At 69.2% G+C, this 19,566-nt stretch carries 12 protein-coding genes; 4 read left to right on the top strand and 8 right to left on the bottom strand.

All coding sequences use genetic code 11. From position 1 onward, the window contains the following. Positions 1-80: 80 nt before the first annotated feature. Positions 81-1,049, top strand: a complete 969-nt coding sequence (locus LHU95_RS16055; RefSeq protein ID WP_248707971.1) for a tripartite tricarboxylate transporter substrate binding protein — start codon at positions 81-83, stop codon at positions 1,047-1,049. A 10-nt stretch (positions 1,050-1,059) separates the two neighbouring features. Then, positions 1,060-2,505, top strand: coding sequence for an amidase family protein (locus LHU95_RS16050; RefSeq protein WP_248707970.1), 1,446 nt, complete (start codon positions 1,060-1,062; stop codon positions 2,503-2,505). A 96-nt stretch (positions 2,506-2,601) separates the two neighbouring features. Here LHU95_RS16050 and LHU95_RS16045 read toward each other — a convergent pair whose 3' ends face one another. The 8 genes from LHU95_RS16045 to LHU95_RS16010 all read right to left on the bottom strand — a co-directional run bounded on the left by LHU95_RS16045 (position 2,602) and on the right by LHU95_RS16010 (position 16,479). Next, on the bottom strand, positions 2,602-3,849 hold the full coding sequence (locus LHU95_RS16045; protein ID WP_248707969.1) for a hydantoinase/carbamoylase family amidase: 1,248 nt from the start codon (positions 3,847-3,849) through the stop codon (positions 2,602-2,604). Positions 3,850-3,929: 80 nt separating this feature from the next. Next, a complete protein-coding gene (locus LHU95_RS16040) occupies positions 3,930-4,904 on the bottom strand; it encodes a tripartite tricarboxylate transporter substrate binding protein (protein ID WP_248707968.1) in 975 nt (324 codons plus the stop codon). Between the two features lie 88 nt (positions 4,905-4,992). Beyond that, the gene (locus LHU95_RS16035) at positions 4,993-8,649 is read right to left on the bottom strand and encodes a translocation/assembly module TamB domain-containing protein (protein ID WP_248707967.1); all 3,657 of its coding nucleotides are present in this window, start codon (positions 8,647-8,649) and stop codon (positions 4,993-4,995) included. 13 nt (positions 8,650-8,662) lie between these two features. Further along, positions 8,663-10,417: an autotransporter assembly complex family protein gene (locus tag LHU95_RS16030; protein WP_248711572.1), complete on the bottom strand. Its 1,755-nt coding sequence runs from the start codon at positions 10,415-10,417 to the stop codon at positions 8,663-8,665. A 202-nt stretch (positions 10,418-10,619) separates the two neighbouring features. Further along, positions 10,620-12,200: an amidohydrolase gene (locus tag LHU95_RS16025; RefSeq protein WP_248707966.1), complete on the bottom strand. Its 1,581-nt coding sequence runs from the start codon at positions 12,198-12,200 to the stop codon at positions 10,620-10,622. Then, positions 12,197-13,780 carry an ABC transporter substrate-binding protein gene (locus LHU95_RS16020; protein ID WP_248707965.1) on the bottom strand — a complete coding sequence of 528 codons (1,584 nt, stop codon included), beginning with the start codon at positions 13,778-13,780 and terminating at the stop codon, positions 12,197-12,199. Before LHU95_RS16020 ends, LHU95_RS16025 begins: the two co-directional genes overlap by 4 nt. A gap of 67 nt (positions 13,781-13,847) precedes the next feature. After that, positions 13,848-15,038, bottom strand: a complete 1,191-nt coding sequence (locus LHU95_RS16015) for an MFS transporter (protein WP_248707964.1) — start codon at positions 15,036-15,038, stop codon at positions 13,848-13,850. Between the two features lie 118 nt (positions 15,039-15,156). Then, on the bottom strand, positions 15,157-16,479 hold the full coding sequence (locus tag LHU95_RS16010; protein ID WP_248707963.1) for an LLM class flavin-dependent oxidoreductase: 1,323 nt from the start codon (positions 16,477-16,479) through the stop codon (positions 15,157-15,159). A 152-nt stretch (positions 16,480-16,631) separates the two neighbouring features. Between LHU95_RS16010 and LHU95_RS16005 the strand changes: the two genes are divergently transcribed. Both LHU95_RS16005 and LHU95_RS16000 read left to right on the top strand, forming a co-directional pair. Continuing rightward, a complete protein-coding gene (locus LHU95_RS16005; protein WP_248707962.1) occupies positions 16,632-18,212 on the top strand; it encodes an ABC transporter substrate-binding protein in 1,581 nt (526 codons plus the stop codon). 11 nt (positions 18,213-18,223) lie between these two features. Beyond that, positions 18,224-19,561, top strand: coding sequence for an LLM class flavin-dependent oxidoreductase (locus tag LHU95_RS16000; RefSeq protein WP_248707961.1), 1,338 nt, complete (start codon positions 18,224-18,226; stop codon positions 19,559-19,561). Positions 19,562-19,566 lie beyond the last annotated feature (5 nt).

Genomic DNA, 19,566 nt, shown 5'->3' with positions numbered 1-19,566 from the left:
GTGCAGCGCCGGGGCAAGCGTGACCTTTCGCCTCGCCAGGTGATGCGCCATGCTGCCCGCTTACGAGTGGGAGGGGCCCCATGCGCCGCCGTCGACTTCTCTGCCTGCCGGCGTTGCTCGCGGGGCATGGTGCCGCCGCCCAGGTGGCAACCGGCTTTCCCAGCCAGCCGATGCGATGGGTGGTGCCATTCCCGCCTGGCTTCACCACCAATATCTCCCGCCTGATCGGTGACCATATGGCGGCACGGCTGGGGCAGCCCTTCGTCTATGACAATCGCTCGGGGGCCACGGGCGTCATCGGCTCCGATCAGGTCGCCAAGGCGCGGCCCGATGGCTACACGATGGTGATGGCGACGCAGGCCTCGCATGCTGTGCTGCCGCATCTGATGCCCAATTTTCCCTATGATCCGGAGCGGGATTTCGCGCCGATCGGGATGATGGCGGTGTTTCCCAATATCCTGGTGGTGCGCCCCGCCCTTGGCCCGCGTAACGCCGCCGAATTGCTGGCCCTGGCCCGCACGCGGCCGGCCGGATTGACCTATGGATCGAGCGGCAATGGCTCCTCCATCCAGATGGTGAGCGAGGCGCTGGCCATGGCGACCGGCACGCGGCTGGTGCACGCGCCTTATCGAGGGGCCACCCTGGCGCAGACAGACCTGCTGGCGGGGCATATTGACCTGATGCTGGACAATCTCCCCAACGCGATGGGCCAGATCCAGGGTGGCACGTTGCTGGCCCTGGCCACGGCGACGGAGAGCCGCATCCCGCAATTGCCGCAGGTGCCCACCTTCACCGAACTTGGCATTCCGGGCGTGGAAATGGCGGCCTGGATCGGCCTGATGGCGCCTGGTGGTACGCCGCCCACCATCGTTGCGCGGCTCAATGCGGAACTGAACACAACCCTCCAGGCGCCCGAGATCCGTGACCGGCTGCTCGCCATGGGGGCGGTGCCGTTGATCACCACGCCCGCGGAATTCGCCACCCGCCTGCACGCCGATCTGGCGCGTTTCCGGGACTTCGTGCCACGCGCCGGCATTCGCCTGGACTGAGGGATCTCCGATGGAATTGTTCCAGCTGACCGCCTGCGAGGCCGTATCCAGGCTCGCCCGTCGCGAGGTCTCGCCGCTCGAACTGGTGGAGGCTGCGGCGGCGCGCATCGCCGAGGTCGAGCCTGCACTCAATGCCTTGCCCACCCTCTGCCTGGACCGCGCGCGGGACCATGCGCGGCGCCTGATGGCGGGTGAGGGGCGTGAGATGGAGGGGCAGCCCGGCTGGCTGGGTGGCCTGCCCGTCAGCATCAAGGACCTGACCGATGTGGCCGGCGTGCGCACCACCTATGGCTCGCCGATTTTCCAGGACCATGTGCCCCTGGCCTCGCACCCCGTGGTGCAGCGGATCGAGGCGCGGGGCGGCATCGTCATCGGCAAGTCCAACACGCCTGAATTCGGCGCGGGCGGCTCCACCTTCAATGAGGTTTTTGGCCGCACGCGCAACCCGTGGAACACCTCGCTCACCTGCGGGGGCAGCACCGGTGGCGGGGCGGTTTCGCTGGCCGCGGGCGAGGTCTGGCTGGCGCAGGGCACGGATCACGGCGGCAGCCTGCGCCGGCCTGGCACCTATTGCAGCGTGGTGGGCATCCGCCCCTCGCCCGGGCGGGTCACGCGCGGCACGGTGAATAACCTTTTCGCGCCGCTCTCGGTGCAGGGCCCGATGGCGCGCAACATTCCGGATTTGGCGCTGTTTCTCGATACCATGGCCGGCTGGTGCCCCAGTGACCCGCTGACCTACGACGCGCCTGCGCAGAGCTACGCCGCTGCGGTGGCCGAGGCGCGCCCGCCGCGCCGTGTCGCCTTCACCATGGACTATAGTGGCGCGCTGCCGATCGACCGTGAAACCCGCGCCATCTGTACCGAAGCGATGAAGCACTTCGAGGCGATGGGCTGCATCGTCGAGGAGTTCGCGCCCGATCTCGGCGAGCTGACCGAGGCCTTCCTCGTGCTGCGCAGCCAGAATTTCGTGGTGGATCGCGAGATCCAGATGCAGACCCATCGCGACCTGCTGAAGCCCGACATCATCTGGAACACCCAGCGCGGCCTGGATGCGACACCGAGCCGCATCGGCTGGGCGGATCGCGAGCGCGCGGCCTTCTACCGCCGCATGGTGGGGCTGTTCGCGCGCTATGACGTCTTCGTCACGCCCAGTGCCGGCACGCCCGCCTTTGATGTGATGCTGCGCAATCCCGAAAGCATCGCCGGCGTGAAGCTTACCAACTACATGGCCGGGTCCATGCTCAACGCGGCGATGACCATGGCGGGTTCCCCCGCTGTCGCCGTGCCCTGCGGCTTTGACCAATATGGCCGGCCGGTGGGCTTGCAGATCGCCGCCCCCTCGCGCCGCGATGACGTGGCGTTGCAGGTGGCCGCGCTGTTCGAACGCTCCACTGGACTGGACCGGAAATTGCCGATTGATCCGCGGCCTGGTGTGGTGCCGCCTTACGAGAAGTAAGAAAAATGAGGCCTCCGGCGGCTGGGGCCGAGAGGCCCCAGACCCTAGTCAATGCAATGGGTCTGGGGCCCCGGCCCCAGCCGCCGGATGCTCTTTTCAGTTCGCCGCGATGGCCTCGATCGCCCCAACCAGCACCCGAAGTGCGGCGCCGAAATCCTCCAGGGCCATCGCCTCATCCGGGTTGTGACTGCCATTGGCGTTGCGGATGAACAGCATCGCCGAGGGCACGCCCTTCAGCACGAAGCTCGCGCAATCATGCCCCGCACCGGAGGTCATCTCCATGCAGGGCACGCCCGCCTGCGCGGCGCCCGCGCGCAGCGCCGCGCGCAGCCGGGGGTGCATCAGCGCGGGTGCGGCGCGCATCCCCTCGCCGTAATCCAGCGTGACGCGGCGTTGCGTCAGCGCTTCCTCGGCCATGTCGCGCATCACCGAGACGACCGCATCCAGCACCGCATCCTGTTCGCTGCGGATATCCAGGCTGAACGCCACCTCGCCCGGCACCTTGGTGGGCGCATGCATGGCGGCGGGCGTCCAGAACTCGCCCATGGTCAGCACCAGATCCCCGCCTGACGCCTCGGTGCGGTCCCAGAGCGCGTCCAGCCGTGCGGCGAGTTGCGCGGTGGCGAGCACGGCATCCTGCCGGAAGCCACGCGGCACGGCGCCCGCATGGTTCCAGGCGCCATGCGCCCGGCAGATCGGGTGGCGCAGGATGCCGCGAATCCCGGTGACGATGGCGCAAGGCAGGCCAGCCCCCACCAGCACCGGCCCCTGCTCGATATGCGGCTCGATGAAGGCGTGGATACGCGCGGGATCGAGCGAGGATTTGCCCTGGCGGATGAAGTCGGGATCGAAGCCCTCCTCCAGCATATGCTCGGCCAGCGTCTTGCCGCTGTCGGAGCGGCGGGCGCTGTCCGGCACGCCCGGCGGCAGCAGGCCGAAGGCGGCGCGGCTGCCGATGTAATTCACCGGAAACCAGCACATTTCCTCCGCCCGGATCCCCAGGATGGTGAGGTCGCGCGGCAGGACGCGCCGCTCCGCCTGTAACTGCGCGACCAGGGCGAGGCCCATGACCACGCCCGCCGCGCCATCGAAATTCCCGCCATGCGTCACCGCATCCAGATGCGAGCCGATCATCACCGGTGAGAGGCTGCGATCCGCCCCGGGCAGCGTCATGAACAGCGTGCCCACCGGGTCCACGCGGCATTGCAGGCCCAGTTGTTCGGCCGCGGCGCGGATGATCGCATGCGCCGCCCGCTCGCCCGCGCCATAACTGGCGCGCGAGACGCCGGGCGGATCGAGCGAGGCCTCGCGCAGCGCGTCAAAGAGTTGGGCAGCGAGGGTCATGGGGGCGGGCTGCATCGGTGTTCCGTCAATCGGTGACCGCGCAGCCTTGGCCCTTACCACGCCCGATGCAAGCGCCCCCGCTACTCGACGCTGGCGCCTGAAATGCGCACCAGTTCCGTCACGCGCGGCAATTCCGCGGCCTGGAAGGCGGCGAATTCCTCCGGCGTGCTGCCCACCACTTCATAGCCGAGCTGCTCCATCCGCCCGCGCACGGCGGGGGTGGCCAGCGCCGTGCTGATCTCGCGCGAGAGGCGCAGCACCACCGGCGCCGGCGTCCCGGCGGGCGCGAAGACGCCGAGCCAGGAGTTGAACACATAGCCTGGCAGCGCCTCGCCCACCGCCGGCACCTCCGGCAATTGGGCCGAGCGCCCCTGCCGCGTGATGCCGAGCGCGCGCACCTGCCCCGAGCGCACCTGCTCGACAGCCTCCACCACCGGCGTGAACATCACATCCAGCCGGCCGGAGACGAGGTCCGCCATGGCCGGTGCACCACCGCGATAGGCCACCTGGGTGAAGCGGATGCCGGCCTGGTGCTCGAACAGGGCGGCCGCAAAATGCTGCGAGGAGCCAGCACCGGCGATGCCGCAATTCAGGCTGCCCGGTGCGGACTTCGCGCGGGCGATCAGTTCAGCCACGCTCTGCACCGGCAGATCGGCCCGCACCACCAGCAGGCAGGCGCTTAGCGCCACGAGTGAGACGGGCGCGAAATCCCGCACGACATGGAAGGAGAGGCTGCGATACAGCGCCTGGTTCGTCGCATGCGTGCCCATGGAGCCCATGACCAGGCTGTAGCCATCGGGCGTGCTGCGCGCGACATGCTCATTCGCGAGGTTGCCGGCCGCGCCCGTGCGGTTTTCCACCAGCACGGATTGGCCGAGGCCACCGCTGATGCCCTGGGCCACGATGCGCGCAGTGATATCGGTGCTGCCGCCCGGCGCGAAGCCGACCAGCAGCCGGATCGGGCGATCCGGCGCCCATGCGGGTTGGGCGCGCGCCGCGATTGGCAGCGCAAGCATCACGGCAAGGTCGCGGCAAAAGCCTCGGCGGCGCTGCATGGTCTGATCCTCCGATGGCAGGGCTTTGGCGCCCCGCTCTTGTCTCATCGGCCAGGATTGCTCATCCGGCCCCGCGGGTCCATCGCGGTCAGTATTCGCGCTCCCAGGTGATGCCGAGCCGGTCGCCAGCCGGGCCGGTGCTGGTCTGTCCCTCCATCCGCAGGCTGGGGGTGAGTTCCACCTGAACGCCGACACCCGGCGCCCCGCCCGCTGTGCCCTGGCGGATGCCGAGATAGACGCCCGGCGCGACATAGCCGCCGGCCTCCAGCGCCGCCCGCCCGCTGCCATCCGAGCCGACGCCCAGCCGATCCAGCCCCAGGCCGCGCCGCAGTCGGTCCATCGCGCTCAGCCCCGGGGTGGGCAGCCCGGCCAGTTGGGCGGCCGCCTGGGTGATGGTGAGGATTTCGAAGGGCGAGAGCCGGCCCGTCTCGCGGTCGAATAGCAGCCGGGCCAGTGCCTCATCCTGCGGCAATTCCGGCTCGGCCGTCACATGGATCTGGGGTGTGGCGGGGTTGCCCGTGATGGTGAGGTTGATGGTGTGGGAGCGGCTGCGCGCGCTTGCCAGGAAATCGAGGTTCGGCGTGAAATTTTGGGAGTCGAAGCCGATGATGCCGCGGCTGAATTCCAGCCGCCGCCCAGCGAGATCGTAGCTGCCACGCCGCAGCCGGAACCCACCGGAGGGGATGGGCGCGGCCAGCGTGCCGCGCAGCACCAGTTCACCCCCCAATTCGGCGTCCAGCCCGCGCCCGCGGATGAACAGGGCGCGCGGGGCGGCGACCGTGATGTCCAGCGCCATGGGCAGGCTTGGCCTGGCGATGGGCGGGCGCGGGGCGGGCGGCGCCGGGCGGCCGGGGGGCAGGGGCCCGATCTGCCGCACCGGGGCCAGGCTGGGCACGCTGGCGGGCAGGCTTTCGGGGATGCGCAGCTCGGCCCGGCGCAGATTCACCCGCCCGCTGAGGCTTCCGCCCGAGAGCAGCGGCCCGGCCAGCCGGAGGTCGGCGTCCAGTGTGGCATCGCCCAGGCTGCCGCCGATGGGGCGTGCAGCCTCCGCCTGCAGACGGAACTGCGCGGGCAACCCCTCGCCCAGGGGTTCAATCCAGCCTTGCGCGGACAGCGTGCCGCCACCGCCGGTGCGCCCCGTGAAGCTCTCCACGACCAGGCGCTGGCCCTGAGCCGTCAGCCGCGCGCCGACCCCCTCGATGCGCGTGCCATAGATCGGGTTGGCGTAGCTGGCCTCGCTCAGCGTCGCCCCGCCGGCCAGCACGGGTGCTGCCGGGGTGCCGCTGGCCCGCAGATCCAGCGCGAGCCGGCCGGAGACCCGATCGGCACCGGCGGCCAGATAGGGCCGCGCCAGCAGCCCGAGGTCGAGCCGCCCGCGCAGGCTGGCCTCGAAGGCCTGTGCGGGCCCCAGGCCGCGCGGCTGTTGTGCTGTGATATCCAGCTGCACGGCCGGACCGGCGGTGAGCCGCGCCTCCGCCCGCAGCGCCTGCCCCTGCAGCCGCGCCGTGCCGGTCAGCTGGGCAGGCGGCAGAAGCGGCGCCTGGCTGGCCCGCAGCGCGTCGACGCGCAGGCTGGCCTCGATCTGCGGCGTGCCCAGGCTGCCTGATGCCGTCGCCTGCCCGGAGGCTGTGCCGGTGGCCAAGCCGCCGCTCAGCGGGCCCAGCGGCACGGCTGCCAGATCGGCCCGCGCCGTGATCTGCCCGCCCTGCACGCGTCCTTGCAGCGCCAGCGTGCCGCCGCGCCGGCTGGTAAGGCGCGCCGGTTCCAGCACCCCATCCCCCGCCTGGTTCACCCGGATCCGCGCCGGGCCGGCGAGGTTCAGCGCATCCAGGCCGGAGCGTGCCTCCAGACGTACGAGCGTGATCTGCGCCTCCGTCCCATCCAGTGCCAGTTCCCCTGCCAGGTTCAGCGCGCCCTCCGCCACCGTGAGCCCAAGCCGGAAGGCGAGCGCGGCCAGACTGCCCTCGGCCTCCGCCTGGATGCCAGCGCGCAGGCCAGTCGTCCCCAGGCCCGTGCCGTTCAGCCGCAGCCGGATCCCCTGGGCCGCCGCGCCGCTCGCACCGGGGATGGCGCTGGCATTCAACTCGGCACTGAGCCGGCCATGCAGCCCCAATTCCAGTCGCGCGAGATCGGGCGCTTCCAGCCGCACATCGCCGGTGAAGGGGCCGGCCGGCAGGCTGCCCCGGCCGGAACCGGTCAGTGTGGCTTCGGCGAAGCGGGCCTCCAGCCGGTCCAGCCGCAGGATCTCGCCTTCGCGGCTGGCCTCGATGTTGAGGTTCAGCGGGCGCGACTGGAAGCGGCCCACCCCCTCCACCCGGGCCGCGCTGACCGAGGCGCTGGCCGAAAGGTGAATGGCTTCAAAGACCTGGCCCTGGCCCTCCAGCCGTTCGGAGCGCAGCTCGGCCTGCAAAAGTGGTGCCTCGGCGGTGCCGGCCAGGCGGCCTTCGGCGCTGATATCCCCCGTCAGGCCGGGTGGGTCGCGCGCGGAGAGGGTGAAGGCGAGATCAAAGGGCGCCGTGATCGGGCCATCCAGGCGGGCATCCACGCGCTCCCCCGCAAGGCTGGCCTCGATGTGCCCGCCGGCCAGCCGCGCGTGCAGGCGGGGGGCTTCGCCCAGCATCGCATCCGCCTCGCCCAGCCCATGCGGCGCCTCGGCCAGGATATTGAGGATGAGCGCCGGGGCGGCGAGGCTGCCGCTCACCTCGCCCTCTGCGGAGAGGGCGCGCCATGTCAGGCCCGGCGGGAGCCAGGGGGCGAAGAATTCGGCTGGTGCTGCATCGAGCCGGAAGCGGGCGCTCAATGCCTCGCGCGCATCCAGCCGGCCTGCGCCGCTTGCCTGGCCCGCGGGGAGGCCGAGGGCCAAATTGCCGAGGGTGAGCGCGCCATCCGGCGCACGGGCCACCGCCGCATCCAGCGTGATGCGCGCGGCCAGCGGGGCGAAAGCCGCCGGCAGCAGCCCCGCGGGCGAGGCCGTGCCGCCCAGCGTCAGCGCCAGGGTGCCATCGGCCGCAAGCCCGGCATTGCCACGCAGATGCGCCTCTGCCGGCCCAAGCGTGGCGGCAAGGCTCCACGCCGCACCACTCGCCGGGCCATCCAGACTGAGATCGAGCGCGAAGGGCGCCTCCGGCATCCCGGCCAGGGCCGCCACCAGCCCGCCGGCTGGCTCGGCGGCCGCGAGGTTTGCCGTCAGCGCCACGCCTCCCAGGCTCAGCTCCAGCCGCGCGCTGCCGGGCCGGTCCAGCCGTTGCAGCGTGAGCGAAGCCGCGAGATGAGCTGCCTCCAATGCCAGGGAGCCAACCAGGGAGAGGCTGGCCGCCTGGCCGAGCACCGCCTCGCCCAGTTCGACCCTGGGCAGGTCCACCCCTTCCAGCCGGATGGCGACGGGCAGATGGGGCAGGCGGGGCAGCGCGAATGGCGCGGGCTCGGCCGTAGGCGCGGAGGGCGGCAGGCGGTGCAGGATGAGCCGCCGCGCGCCCACCGCCTCCAGCCGGACACGGCCTGCCAGAAGATCGCGCCAGGCGAGCTGGATCTCCACGCCCTCCGCTTCCAGCCAGGTTCCTTCCGGATCGGTCAGGCTGACGCGCTCGGCGCCCAGCCGACCGGGCAGGGGGCCGGAAAGCCCCTCCAGCTGCAGGCCGGGCACAAAGCCCAGCGCGACCCCCAGGCCCCAGGGCGTCAGCAGCGCGCCCAGCAGCAGCACCGGTAAGCCCAGCATGAACGCGATGATCAGGAGCGCGCGGCGCATCACGGAGAGCCCATCAGAAGGCCTGGCCGATGCCGATATAGAAGCCGAAGGACCCGCTGCCCTGCTGGCGCACCAACGGGATGGCGAGGTCGGCGCGGATCGGGCCGATCGCCGTGTAGTAGCGCAGGCCAATGCCGGCGCCCACGCGCAAATCATCCGTCGGCGCCCAGGTCTTGGCGCCGACCGAGCCCGCATCCACGAAAGCGACGGCCCCGAAGTTCTCGCCAAAGCGCTGGCGCCACTCGACGGTGCCCTCCAGCAGGCTCGCCCCGCCGGCGGGCTTGCCCCCCCCTGGTTGGCCCTGGGGCGTGCGCGGCCCGATGGATTGATAATCATAGCCGCGGACCGATCCACCGCCGCCCGCATAGAAGCGCTGGCTGGGTGGGACATTTTCGGCCGTGGTGTTCACGAGGCTGCCCAGGACGCCGCGCAGCGCGAGGATGCCACGGCCGTCGCCCGTCACGTCGAAATAGGTGGAGCCGGCCAGCCGCAGCGGCAGATAGGCCGTGCTGTCATTGAACGCATAGGAGGGCGTCACGCTGCCCTGCGCACGGATGCCCGAGCGCGGATCGAGCAGGCTTTGCGTGCTGTCATACCGCGCCTGCACCGCCCAGCCGGCCAACTGATAGGGGCTGAGCGTGCCGCCCGGCACGCCGCTCTGGCCGATCTCGGCGATGGGGCCGGTGGAGAGGGTCCAGCGCTCGCCGAGCCGCCGCTCATAGGCCAGGTTGAACACGAAGGCGTTACGGTCGTAGCTATCCAGCCTGTCCCGCACGAGGGCGGGCCCACCGACGAGGCTGCCATCCCAGCCGAAGGGCAGCGGCTGCCGCCAGGTCACGGCGGCGCGGGCATTGAGCAGGTTCGGGTCCGTGCCGATGCGGCTGGCTTCCAGCTCCACGCGGAGATTTTCGGCACCCCCCAGAAGGTTGCGATGCTGCCAGCCAAAGCGCAGCGAGGCGCCGTAATTGGTCTCATAGGCAGCCGTGGCGCTCAGCACCCGGAAGGGGCGTTCACGCACCTCCACCGTCACCGGCAGGCGGCCCTGCGCATCCAGTGCCGGACCGGTCTCGATCCGCACCGAGGCGAAGGGCCCGAGGGCTGCCACATCGGCGCGGGCGCGAGCGAGGCGTTCCGGGCTGAAGCTTTGCTCGGCCAGGCGCAGGGCCGCCACGCGGCGCACCACCTCGGGGTTCACGCGCTCGGTGCCGGTGACGCTGGGGGGAGCGAACTCCGCGCGCGGGCCGGGCTGCACGGTGAAGGCGATGTCCATCGCGCGGGCTGAATGGTCCACCGTCACCTGCCGCTCGATCCGGGCCAGCGGGTGGCCGTCGCGGCGTAGCTGGGCAAGCAGCGCGGTTTCGGCGCCCAGCACCGCCTCGGCCCGGGCTGGCTGGCCGGCTGTGAGATCCGGCGCCGGGCTCCCCTCCACCGTGATTTGCCTGAGCGTATAGCGGGGGCCGGGTGTCACGCCGATCTCCACCGCGACGGGCGTGCCGGGCGATTGGGTGATCTCGATCCTGCCGGCCCAATAGCCTTCGGCGTCGAGCACTGGCCAGAGCCGTGCCGGCTCCGCCGCGATGCGGGAGAGCAGCCCTTCCGCATCCGTCGGCGCAACCTCCTGCAGGGCGATCAGGTTGGAGGTGGTGCGCAGCAGTGCATCGAGTGTCGCATCGCCAGTATCGGGGATGCGGGCGCGATAGGAGAGCGCGGCCGGCTCATCCTGCGCGGGCTCGCTCAAGGATTGGGGCAGGGAGGGCGGGGCCAGCATGAGGGCCAAGGCCAGGATCCCCCCCAGCTGCCGATATGGTCCCCAGCGCAAGTGGTTTTTCCATCACGGGTTTCGCGGCTGCCGGCCATATGCGCATGACGGGGGGGATTTGTCTTGGGGGTTGGGCGGATCCTCGAAGGGGGCGGCGCTTCGAGGATCCTGGCAGCGGCATCAGCCGGCCATATTGATGGCCGGGCGGGGGCTAAAGGGTTTCGCCTGCCCCGGTGCCAGCATGTGGCGTGGGGATGCACCATTCCTCGCCCCGCGCGGTGGTCACGTATTCCGGCCAGCGCAGATCCACGGGCGGGTCAAAATCCGCTGGCAGCAGCGGCGGCACCCAGGCGGGCGTGCCGATGCCGCTGCGTTCGCGGAACTCGGCCTGTGCGGCGGCCAGGGTCTCCGGCTGCGTGGCGAGGTCCACATAGGTCAGCGCCATGGTGCGCGCGGCGACGAACATGCCCGGGTCCACCGCGCCGGGCAGGCCGCCAAGGGCCAGATAGGCCCAGTTGGGATAGGCGAAGCCGGGCGTGGGCGGACGCAGCCGGGGCCGCGCGGCCAGCAGCCGCACCGTGGGCGCATGCCAGCAGAACTCCACATAGTCATCGGCGCTGAGATGCTTCTGCCAGGCGGGCAGGCCGGCGCGCAGCCGGGCCTCGTTTTCCTCTGGCGGCATCAGGCGGCTGGCGGTGGGGATGAAAGGATCCTCCATCGGCGCGAGGCCCAGGTTGCGCTGGATGTCGCGCCCGAATTCCAGCGCGGCTTCGTCATAGGCTGGCGCACCGACGGCTTGCAGGTTCTTCCAGGTGAGGTCTGTCATCACCTGGTTGGGCAGGCCCACGCGCGTCTTCGTCACCCAGCGCACAAAGGCGCGGCAGCCGGTGCTGGCCGCGGCATGGCGCGCATTATTCGCCAGCACGCGCCAGATCTGCTCCTGGATGCCGAGCGAGGAAGCGCGCCAGGAATACTGGATCTGCGCGAAGCGCGGCGCGAGATTGTCCGATGTGGCACCGCCATCGCCCAGGACGAATTCATTCAGCGTCCAGGAGCCGGCATGCGGGAACATCGCCTCCTTCGTGTATTTCGTCGTGGTGTACATCAGGCACATCGCATCCAGCGCGCCGGGGCAGCGGGCCTGGGCATGGGCACCCTCGATGGGCACAAGCGTGGGGTCGATCCAGTTTTCCGGATCGGCCGCCTCGAAGGTGATGACGCAGGACCAATAGGCGCCGAATTGCGTGTCGCTGGTCACGGTGTTGGACGGCCAGGGGTGCCAGACCACGGCGGCATCGAGGTCGTTGTAATAGCCCTTGGCCGCGTGCACGGGCTTGGAGCCGCAGACCTTCTCGGCCGGTTCGCCGAACAGCTTCAGAGTGCCGGCGATGCCATGCTGCTGCATCGCGGCCTTGGCACCCAGCATGGCGACGAGGGATGCGGTCCCCAGCACGGAGTGCGGGTCGGTATGGCCCGCCGCATAGGGGTGCACGCCCTCGCGCGGGGCGGGATAGGGCACCACCTGCTGCGAATTGCCGGGCACCGCGTCATATTCGGAGAAGCCCGCCAGGACGGGCTTGCCGCTGCCCCAGCTCGCCACGAAGGCGGTGGGCATGCCGCCGGATCCGGCCTCGACCGAGAAGCCCTCGGCGCGCAGCAATTCCACATAGTCGCGGGCGGACTTGTATTCGCGCCAGGCGGGCTCCGCATGGGACCAGATGCGCTGGCAGAATTCCGAGAAGCGGGGCTCATTCGCGCTGATGTAAGCCAGCGCCGTGTCGCGCGGGCTCATGCGCGCCGCACATTCCAGAAGGTGGAGAAGCCCTCCAGAACGCCAGTGAGGTTGGCGCGGAAGACCGTAGGCTGCATCACCTGGCCCAGCGGGTAGTAGGGCACCTCCCGCATGGCTTCGAGCTGGATGTCGCGGCAGATGGCCTGCTGCGCCGCCTCGTCCGGGGCGTTGAACCAGGCTTCGCGCAGCGCCTCGATGCGGGGCATGGTGGCCCAGCCGGCGTAACCGGCCTCGCCATTGCCGCGCAGCGCGATGTGGCCTGCGGGCGACAGCCAATCCGAGCCGGACCAATTGGTGACGAAGGCGCTCCAGCCGCCCTCGCTCACCGGGCCGCGGCGGTTGCGCCGTTGCAGCATGGCGTTGAACTCCACCGCATAGACCTCGACATTCATGCCGGCGCGCTTGAGCGTATCGGCCATCACCTCGCCCTGCAGGGCGAGGGAGGCGGAGTTGCTCGGGATCATCAGCAGCACCGTCTCGCCATTATAGCCCGCGCCGCGCAGCGCCCGGTTGACGGCGGCCATGTCGCGTGGCCCGCGCAAAGGCTCCAGCCCGACCTCTGAGGCCATGGGGGTATTGGGCGCGAAGAAGCCGAGCGGCACGTGGTAAAGGCTCGTCTCCGTGGGGCCGACCAGCGCATGCATGCAGGCCGTCTGGTCAATCGCCCCCCACAGTGCCCGGCGGATGGCCGGGTTGTTGAAGGGCGGCTGCAGGTGGTTCACCCGCAGCATGGAGACATAGCCGGTCGGGTCCAGGTTCTGCATACGCAGGTTGCGCGCGCGGCGCAGCATCGTCAGGTGATTGAGCGAGGCGTATTCCTGCCAATCCTGCTCATTGTTCAGCATCGCGGAATTGGCGGTGGAGGCATCGGGCATGGAGTTCCACTCCACGCGGTCGAAGTGAACCACCTTGGGACCAGCGGTCCAGCTGGGCGTGCCGCCGCTGCGCGGCACATAGCGCTCGAACTTCGTATAGACCACCTTGGCGCCCGCCACGCGCTCATCCGCTTTGAAGCGGAAGGGGCCGCTGCCGACCATCTCGGGCACCTGCTGGAAGGGGTCGGTGTTCGCCAGGCGCTCGGGCATCATGGCGCAGACCGGCACCGAGGCTTTTCCCAGGGCGATGGGCAGCAGCGGGAAGGGGCGCTTGAGGCGGAAGCGGATGGTGCGGTCATCCGGCGCCGAAAGCTCATCGGTCGCTTCCATGAGGGTCACGCCGAAGGGATCACGCCGCGCCCAGCGGCGGATGCTGGCCACGCAATCCTTGGCCAGCACCGGCGTGCCGTCATGGAACCAGAGGTTTTCGCGCAGGCGCAGATTCCACAGCCTGCCGTCATTCTCGATGCTGTGGCCTTCCAGCATCTGCGGCGTCGCCTGGAAGCGGCTATCCATGCCGTAGAGCGTGTCGAAGACCATGTAGCCATGGTTGCGGGTGATATAGGCCGTGGTGGTGACCGGATCGAGCACGATCAGATCCTGCTGCGGGATGAAGCGCAGTGTGCTGGCGGATTGCGCGCGGGTGGCGGCCGGTGCCGCGAGGGATGCAGCAAGCCCCGCCTGCATCAGGGAACGACGTTGCATGATCCAGGATCTCCTTGCGCGGGCGGAGCGATCAGCATGCGGGCCTGCGCGCGGCCTTGTCCAGGGCTCAGCGCGGCCTGCGCGAGAGAACAATTCCCACCACCAGCGCCGGCAGGCCGCAGACGGCGAAGCCGAGGCCGTGGCTGCCAGTCACCCATAGCAGCAGCGCATAGATCAGCGGCAGCAAAAGCCCACCCATCTGGCCAAAGGACAGCACGCCGCCGGTGGCCCCGCCACGCATGCCAGGTGGTGCCAGGCGCGCGGCTTCCGCCAGCAGCACGCCATGCCAGGACATGGCGGTGGCGCTGAGGCAACTCGCCGTCAGGCCGATCAGGAAGACGGGCCAGGAGGGGCCGTAGAAGCCCATGACCAGTGTGCTCGCCGCCATGCCGAGCGCCAAGCCGCCCATCATCGCGCGTGGCGTCGCGATGGTGCTGCCAAGCCAACCCCAGACGATGCGGCAGGGTACCGCCACGAACATCGCCACCGCGAAGACGAAGCCGGCCAGGCTGAGGCTATGGCCGAGGTCCACGAGGTAGAGGATGAAGTAGGAGGTAAAGACCGTCTGCAAGCCGTTGAAGGCGAAGCAGGCAAAGGAGAGGTTGCGCAATTCCGGCGTCGCCAGCACTGCGGTGATGGTCGTCTTGAAGTCGGAGAGATGGAATTGCCGCGTGGGCACGCGGTCGGAGTCGAATTCGCGCCGCATGGGCTGCAGCAGCACCGCAAAGATGAGGCAGGCGACGGCCGCGACATCGAGGGCCAGGCGCCAACCACCCCAATAGGTGATGGCCGGCCCCAGCAGCCCGGCCAGCAGCAGGCCGGCCGGCACCGCCGTCTGCTTCACGGAAAACACCAGCGGCGCGTATTTCGGTGGCGAGTACCGGCCGAGCAGATGCGAACTCGCCGGCGTCGAAATCGCCGATCCGCCGCCACCGATCATGGCCGAGAGCGCCAGCATGACGATCAGTCCGGAGGATGCGGCAAACAGCCCGCCCGCCAGCAGCACCAGCGCCACCTGGCTCATGCGCAGCGCGCCATGCCGGATGATGAAGCTGCCGCAGCCCAGTTGGAAGGCCAGCGCCGAAACCGCGATCAGGCTGACATAGACACCGACCCAGGCCGCATCAATGCCGAGATCGGTGATGATGGCGGGGGCGATGACGCTGGGCAGGCTGCGGCCGAGCGAGGCGAAGCTTTGCTGCACGAACATCGCCCCCAGGGCCAGCAGCAGCAAATTCGTCTCGCGACCCCAGCGCATTTTTTCTCCCCGGAGCATGATCCACTGAGGCGAGGTCGCTCCAGCGGTGAACCATCCTCTCAAACGCCACCCGGCGCCAAGGCCGGCGCGCCCTTCGCCCCGGCCAAAGCCCCGGTCTTCACCCCGGCGCGGCGCCAAAGAGGCGATTGGCCGGGCGCGCCAGGCCCAGATGGTCCCGCAGCATGGTCCCGGTGTAGTCGCGCCGGAAGAGGCCGCGCGCCTGAAGGATCGGCACCACCTGATCCACGAAGTCATCAAAGCCGCCGGGGAAATAGGGCGGCAGGATATTGAAGCCATCGGCCGCATATTCGCGGAACCAGAGTTCCAGCATATCGGCGATGGTCTGGGCTGTGCCGCAGATCACCCAATGCCCGCGCGCGGCCCCGGTCAGGTTGTGCAGGTCCCGCCACGTCATCCGCTCGCGCTTGGCCTTTGCCAGCATGGTGCGGGCGAAGCCGTGCGAGGTGTCGGGCAGGGGCAGATCCGGCACCAGCTCATCCATCGGGAAGCCGGAGACGTCCATGCCGAGGCGATTGGAAAGCAGCGTTGCGGCATTGTTGCTGGTGACGAAGCCCTGCAGCGTGTTGAGCTTCTCGCGCGCTTCGGCCTCGGTCGCGCCGATCACGGGCATGACGCCGGGCAGCAGGGCGATATCGGAAGCCACGCGGCCGTAGCGCGGCAGGAGGTCCTTGAGCGCGCGGTAGGCGAGCTTCGCCTCCTCCAGATCCTGTACGACCGAGAACACGACATCGGCCGTGCGTGCCGCCAGCGCCAGGCCGACCTCCGAGCTGCCGGCCTGCAGGATGATGGGCTGCCCCTGCGGGCAGCGGCCGATATTCAGCGGCCCCTTCACCTGGAAGAAGCGGCCCTTGTGGTTCAGCTCACGCACCTTGTCGGGGTTGATGTACTGGCCCGTCTCGCGATCGGCGATGATCGCGCCATCATCCCAGCAATCCCAGAGGCCGCGCACCACATCCACGAATTCCTCGGCCACTTCATAACGCGCATCATGCCGGGGATGTTCGCGGCCGAAATTGGCCGCGGCCTTGGGGCCTGAGCTAGTGACGGCATTCCAGGCCGCGCGCCCGCCACTCAGATGATCCAACGAGGCGAAGGCGCGCGCCACGATGAAGGGTTCGCCATAGGTGGTGGAGGAGGTGGCACCAAGGCCCAGATGCGTCGTTGTCGCAGCGAGTGCTGCCAGCATGGTGATGGGTTCGAAGCGCGCGGTGAAGGAAGGGTGGTCATTCACGCCGGCCACCAGGCTGTCGCCGAGAAAGAGCAGGTCGAATTTCCCGCGCTCGGCGATGCGGGCAATCTCCTGGATCACGGGCAGGCTCTGGAAGCTATCTGCCGCCCCCGGATACCGCCAACCGGCGATATGGTTGCCGGTGCCGAGGACGAAGACACCCAAATGCATCTGTCGGTCTGGGGTTTGCATCAGGCATGGTCTCCTTATGGGCAGATTCGCCCGCTTCCTGGGCGTTGGTGCGGTCTCCTGACGGATTTGGCCCGGCTTCGGCCTTGTGGCGCAAGCGCGGCCTGACGCCAGATGCTACGAGAATTCTGCGCGGAGATCAGGGGATGGTGGCGATGCGAAGCGGGGCAATCCTGTTGGGGCTCATGGCCGGGTGGCTGGTGGGGCAGCCCGCGCAGGCGCAAAACCTGCGCATCGGCATGAAGGCGGCGGTGGATAGCTCCGATCCGCATCTCACCTTCACGCCCAACCGCAACGTGCAGCTGCATGTGTTCGAGACATTGCTGACGCAAAATGCCCAGCTGCGCGCTGAAGCCGGCCTCGCGGAATCATGGCGGCCGATTGATCCGCTGACCTGGGAGTTTCGCCTTCGCCCCGGCGTGAACTTCCATGATGGCAGCCCGCTGACCGCCTCCGACGTGGCGTTCTCCATCCGCCGCGCCCAGGCGGCGCAGGGCCCGCGCACTTATGCCAGTGCGGTGCGCAACATCACTGAAATCGAAGTGGTGGATGCGCTGACGCTGCGCGTGAAGACCCGAACGCCCACCCCCTTGCAGCCGCATTTCCTGGTCGCCATCGCCATCCTGAACGAGCGCGGCGCCACGGATGCGAGCGAGGCGGATTTCAATGGCGGCCGCGCGGCCCTCGGCACCGGCCCCTATCGCTGGATCCGTTGGACGCCCAACCAGGATGTAGTGCTGGAACGCAGCGCGAATTGGCGCGGACCGGCTGAGCCCTGGGCGCGCGTGACCTATCGCTTCATCTCCAATGACAGCGCGCGGGTGGCGGCCTTGCTGGCCGGCGATGTGGATGTGATTGATACCGTGCCGTCCGGACTGCACGAACGTATCCAGAATGATTCCCGCACGCAGCTGGTCTCCGGCGACAGCATTTTCACGCATTACTTCTACCTCGACAGCATGAGTGCCAGCATCCCCAACGCGACAGGTGCCGATGGCCAGCCGCTGGCGCAAAACCCGCTGCGGGACCAGCGCGTGCGCCAAGCAATGACGCACGCCATCAACCGCCGCGCACTGGCCGAACGCGTGATGGAAGGCGGCGCGACACCCGCCAACCAGGTGGCCGCGCCCGGCTTCAGCGGGCATGAACCCGCGCTGCTGCTGCCCGCCTTCGATCCCGCCGCCGCCCGCCGCTTGCTGACCGAGGCCGGATTGCCGCAGGGCTTCAACCTCAATCTGCATTGCACGCAGGACCGCTTCGCGGGCGACAGCCGCACCTGCCAGGCCATTGCGCAGATGCTGACGGCGGTGGGCATCCGCACCACCATCGAGGCGCTGCCCATGCCCATCTACCTGCGCCGCAGCGCGACGCTGTTGCCGAGCGGCGTGCCGGAACTCAGCGCGCATCTCTCCATCTTCGGTTCCTCCAGCGGCCTGGCGAGCGAGGGGCTGACGGCGCTGGTCCGCACGCCCAATGCCGCGCGCGCCCATGGTGGCTGGAACCGCACGCGCTATTCCAACCCGGAGATGGACCGGTTGCTGGATGTGGCGGACAGCACCTTCGACGAAGCGGAGCGCGAAGCAGCGACGCGAGAGGCGGTGCGCTTCGCGGTGGAGAACCAGGCGCTGCTGCCGATCTTTTTCATGCGCTCCACCTGGGGGGCGCGCCGCAACCTTCGGGTGACGCCGCGTGGCGATCAATACACCATGGCGACCGAGATCCGGCCCATCCCATGAAAACGGGTCCCATGATGCACCTGGCGGCCTTCCTGTTCACCCCCGGCAGCCATTCGGCCGGCTGGCGCCATCCGGAAGCGATTCCGGAATGCGACATGGAATTCCCCCTCTATGTCCGCATCGCGCAGGCTGCCGAGCGTGGCAAGCTGGACACCATCTTCTTCCAGGACACCGTCGCGGTGAATGGTAGCGCGGGGCTGGATGGCATCACGGCCGTCCGCCCGAAGCAGGCCCGCCAGGCCTATCTGGAACCCACCACGTTGTTGGCCGCACTCGCGACCGTGACCACGCATATCGGGCTGATCGCCACGGCAACGACGACCTATAATGAGCCCTACAACATCGCCCGCCGCTTCGCCTCGATTGACCATATCAGTGGCGGCCGGGCGGGCTGGAACCTGGTTACCTCCCAGGTCGAGGATGAGGCCGGGAATTTCGGCGCGGACCATCACATGCTGCATGCCGAACGCTATGAGCGGGCCGAGGAGTTCTACGATGTGGTCGCCGGCCTATGGGACAGCTTCGAGGATGGGGCGATGCTGCGCGACAAGGCGAGCGGCAACTTCATTGACCCGTCCCGGCTTCATCACTTGAACCACCGCGGCAAGCATTTCTCCGTGCGGGGGCCGTTGAACATGGCGCGATGCCCGCAAGGGCGGCCCATCGTCACCCAGGCCGGATCCTCCAGTGCTGGCATGGAATTGGCGGCGCGCACGGCCGATCTCGTCTTCACCGCGCAAAGCGATCTTGCCGAGGCGCAGGCCTTCACGCGGGATCTGAAGGCCCGCGCCGCGCGCCATGGCCGCAACCCGCAGCATGTGAAGGTGATGCCCGGGCTGATGACCATCATCGGCCGGACGGAGGCGGAGGCGCAGGCCAAATACCGCAGCTTGCAAGGCCTGCTCTCGGATGAGAACGCGATGCGCCTCCTGGCGCGGCTTTGCGGTGACCTCGATATCCACAGCTTCCCGCCCGACGCACCGTTGCCGCCACTGCCGCCGAGCAACGCGGCCAAGGCGCGGCAGCAGCACCTGATGGACAAGGCGAAGCGGGAAAATCTCAGCGTCATCCAGGTGGCGCGGTATCTCGGCACTTCGCTGGGCCATCAATTGCTGGTCGGCACGCCGGCCAGCATCGCCGACAGCATGGCGCAATGGGTGGCTGAGGGCGCCTGCGATGGCTTCACCCTGATGTTCCCCTACTACCCGACGCCGCTGGAGGATTTCGTGGCGTTGGTGGTGCCGGAATTGCAGCGGCGCGGCCTGTTCCGCACCGAATACGAGGGCCGCACTCTGCGCGAGCATCTGGGCCTGCCAGTGCCGGCCAATCGCTTCACCGCTGCGGGCTGAACCGA

Origin of the sequence: Sediminicoccus sp. KRV36, assembly GCF_023243115.1 — a bacterium.
GTDB lineage: Bacteria > Pseudomonadota > Alphaproteobacteria > Acetobacterales > Acetobacteraceae > Roseococcus.
This window is presented reverse-complemented; position numbering and strand designations above follow the sequence as displayed.

Bases quoted from the DNA above. Each gene is read 5' to 3' on its own strand.
- LHU95_RS16055 (WP_248707971.1), top strand. From the start codon at position 81: ATGCGCCGCCGTCGACTTCTCTGCCTGCCGGCGTTGCTCGCGGGGCAT.
- LHU95_RS16050 (WP_248707970.1), top strand. From the start codon at position 1,060: ATGGAATTGTTCCAGCTGACCGCCTGCGAGGCCGTATCCAGGCTCGCC.
- LHU95_RS16045 (WP_248707969.1), bottom strand. From the start codon at position 3,849: ATGACCCTCGCTGCCCAACTCTTTGACGCGCTGCGCGAGGCCTCGCTC.
- LHU95_RS16040 (WP_248707968.1), bottom strand. From the start codon at position 4,904: ATGCAGCGCCGCCGAGGCTTTTGCCGCGACCTTGCCGTGATGCTTGCG.
- LHU95_RS16035 (WP_248707967.1), bottom strand. From the start codon at position 8,649: ATGCGCCGCGCGCTCCTGATCATCGCGTTCATGCTGGGCTTACCGGTG.
- LHU95_RS16030 (WP_248711572.1), bottom strand. From the start codon at position 10,417: ATGCTGGCCCCGCCCTCCCTGCCCCAATCCTTGAGCGAGCCCGCGCAG.
- LHU95_RS16025 (WP_248707966.1), bottom strand. From the start codon at position 12,200: ATGAGCCCGCGCGACACGGCGCTGGCTTACATCAGCGCGAATGAGCCC.
- LHU95_RS16020 (WP_248707965.1), bottom strand. From the start codon at position 13,780: ATGCAACGTCGTTCCCTGATGCAGGCGGGGCTTGCTGCATCCCTCGCG.
- LHU95_RS16015 (WP_248707964.1), bottom strand. From the start codon at position 15,038: ATGCGCTGGGGTCGCGAGACGAATTTGCTGCTGCTGGCCCTGGGGGCG.
- LHU95_RS16010 (WP_248707963.1), bottom strand. From the start codon at position 16,479: ATGCAAACCCCAGACCGACAGATGCATTTGGGTGTCTTCGTCCTCGGC.
- LHU95_RS16005 (WP_248707962.1), top strand. From the start codon at position 16,632: ATGCGAAGCGGGGCAATCCTGTTGGGGCTCATGGCCGGGTGGCTGGTG.
- LHU95_RS16000 (WP_248707961.1), top strand. From the start codon at position 18,224: ATGATGCACCTGGCGGCCTTCCTGTTCACCCCCGGCAGCCATTCGGCC.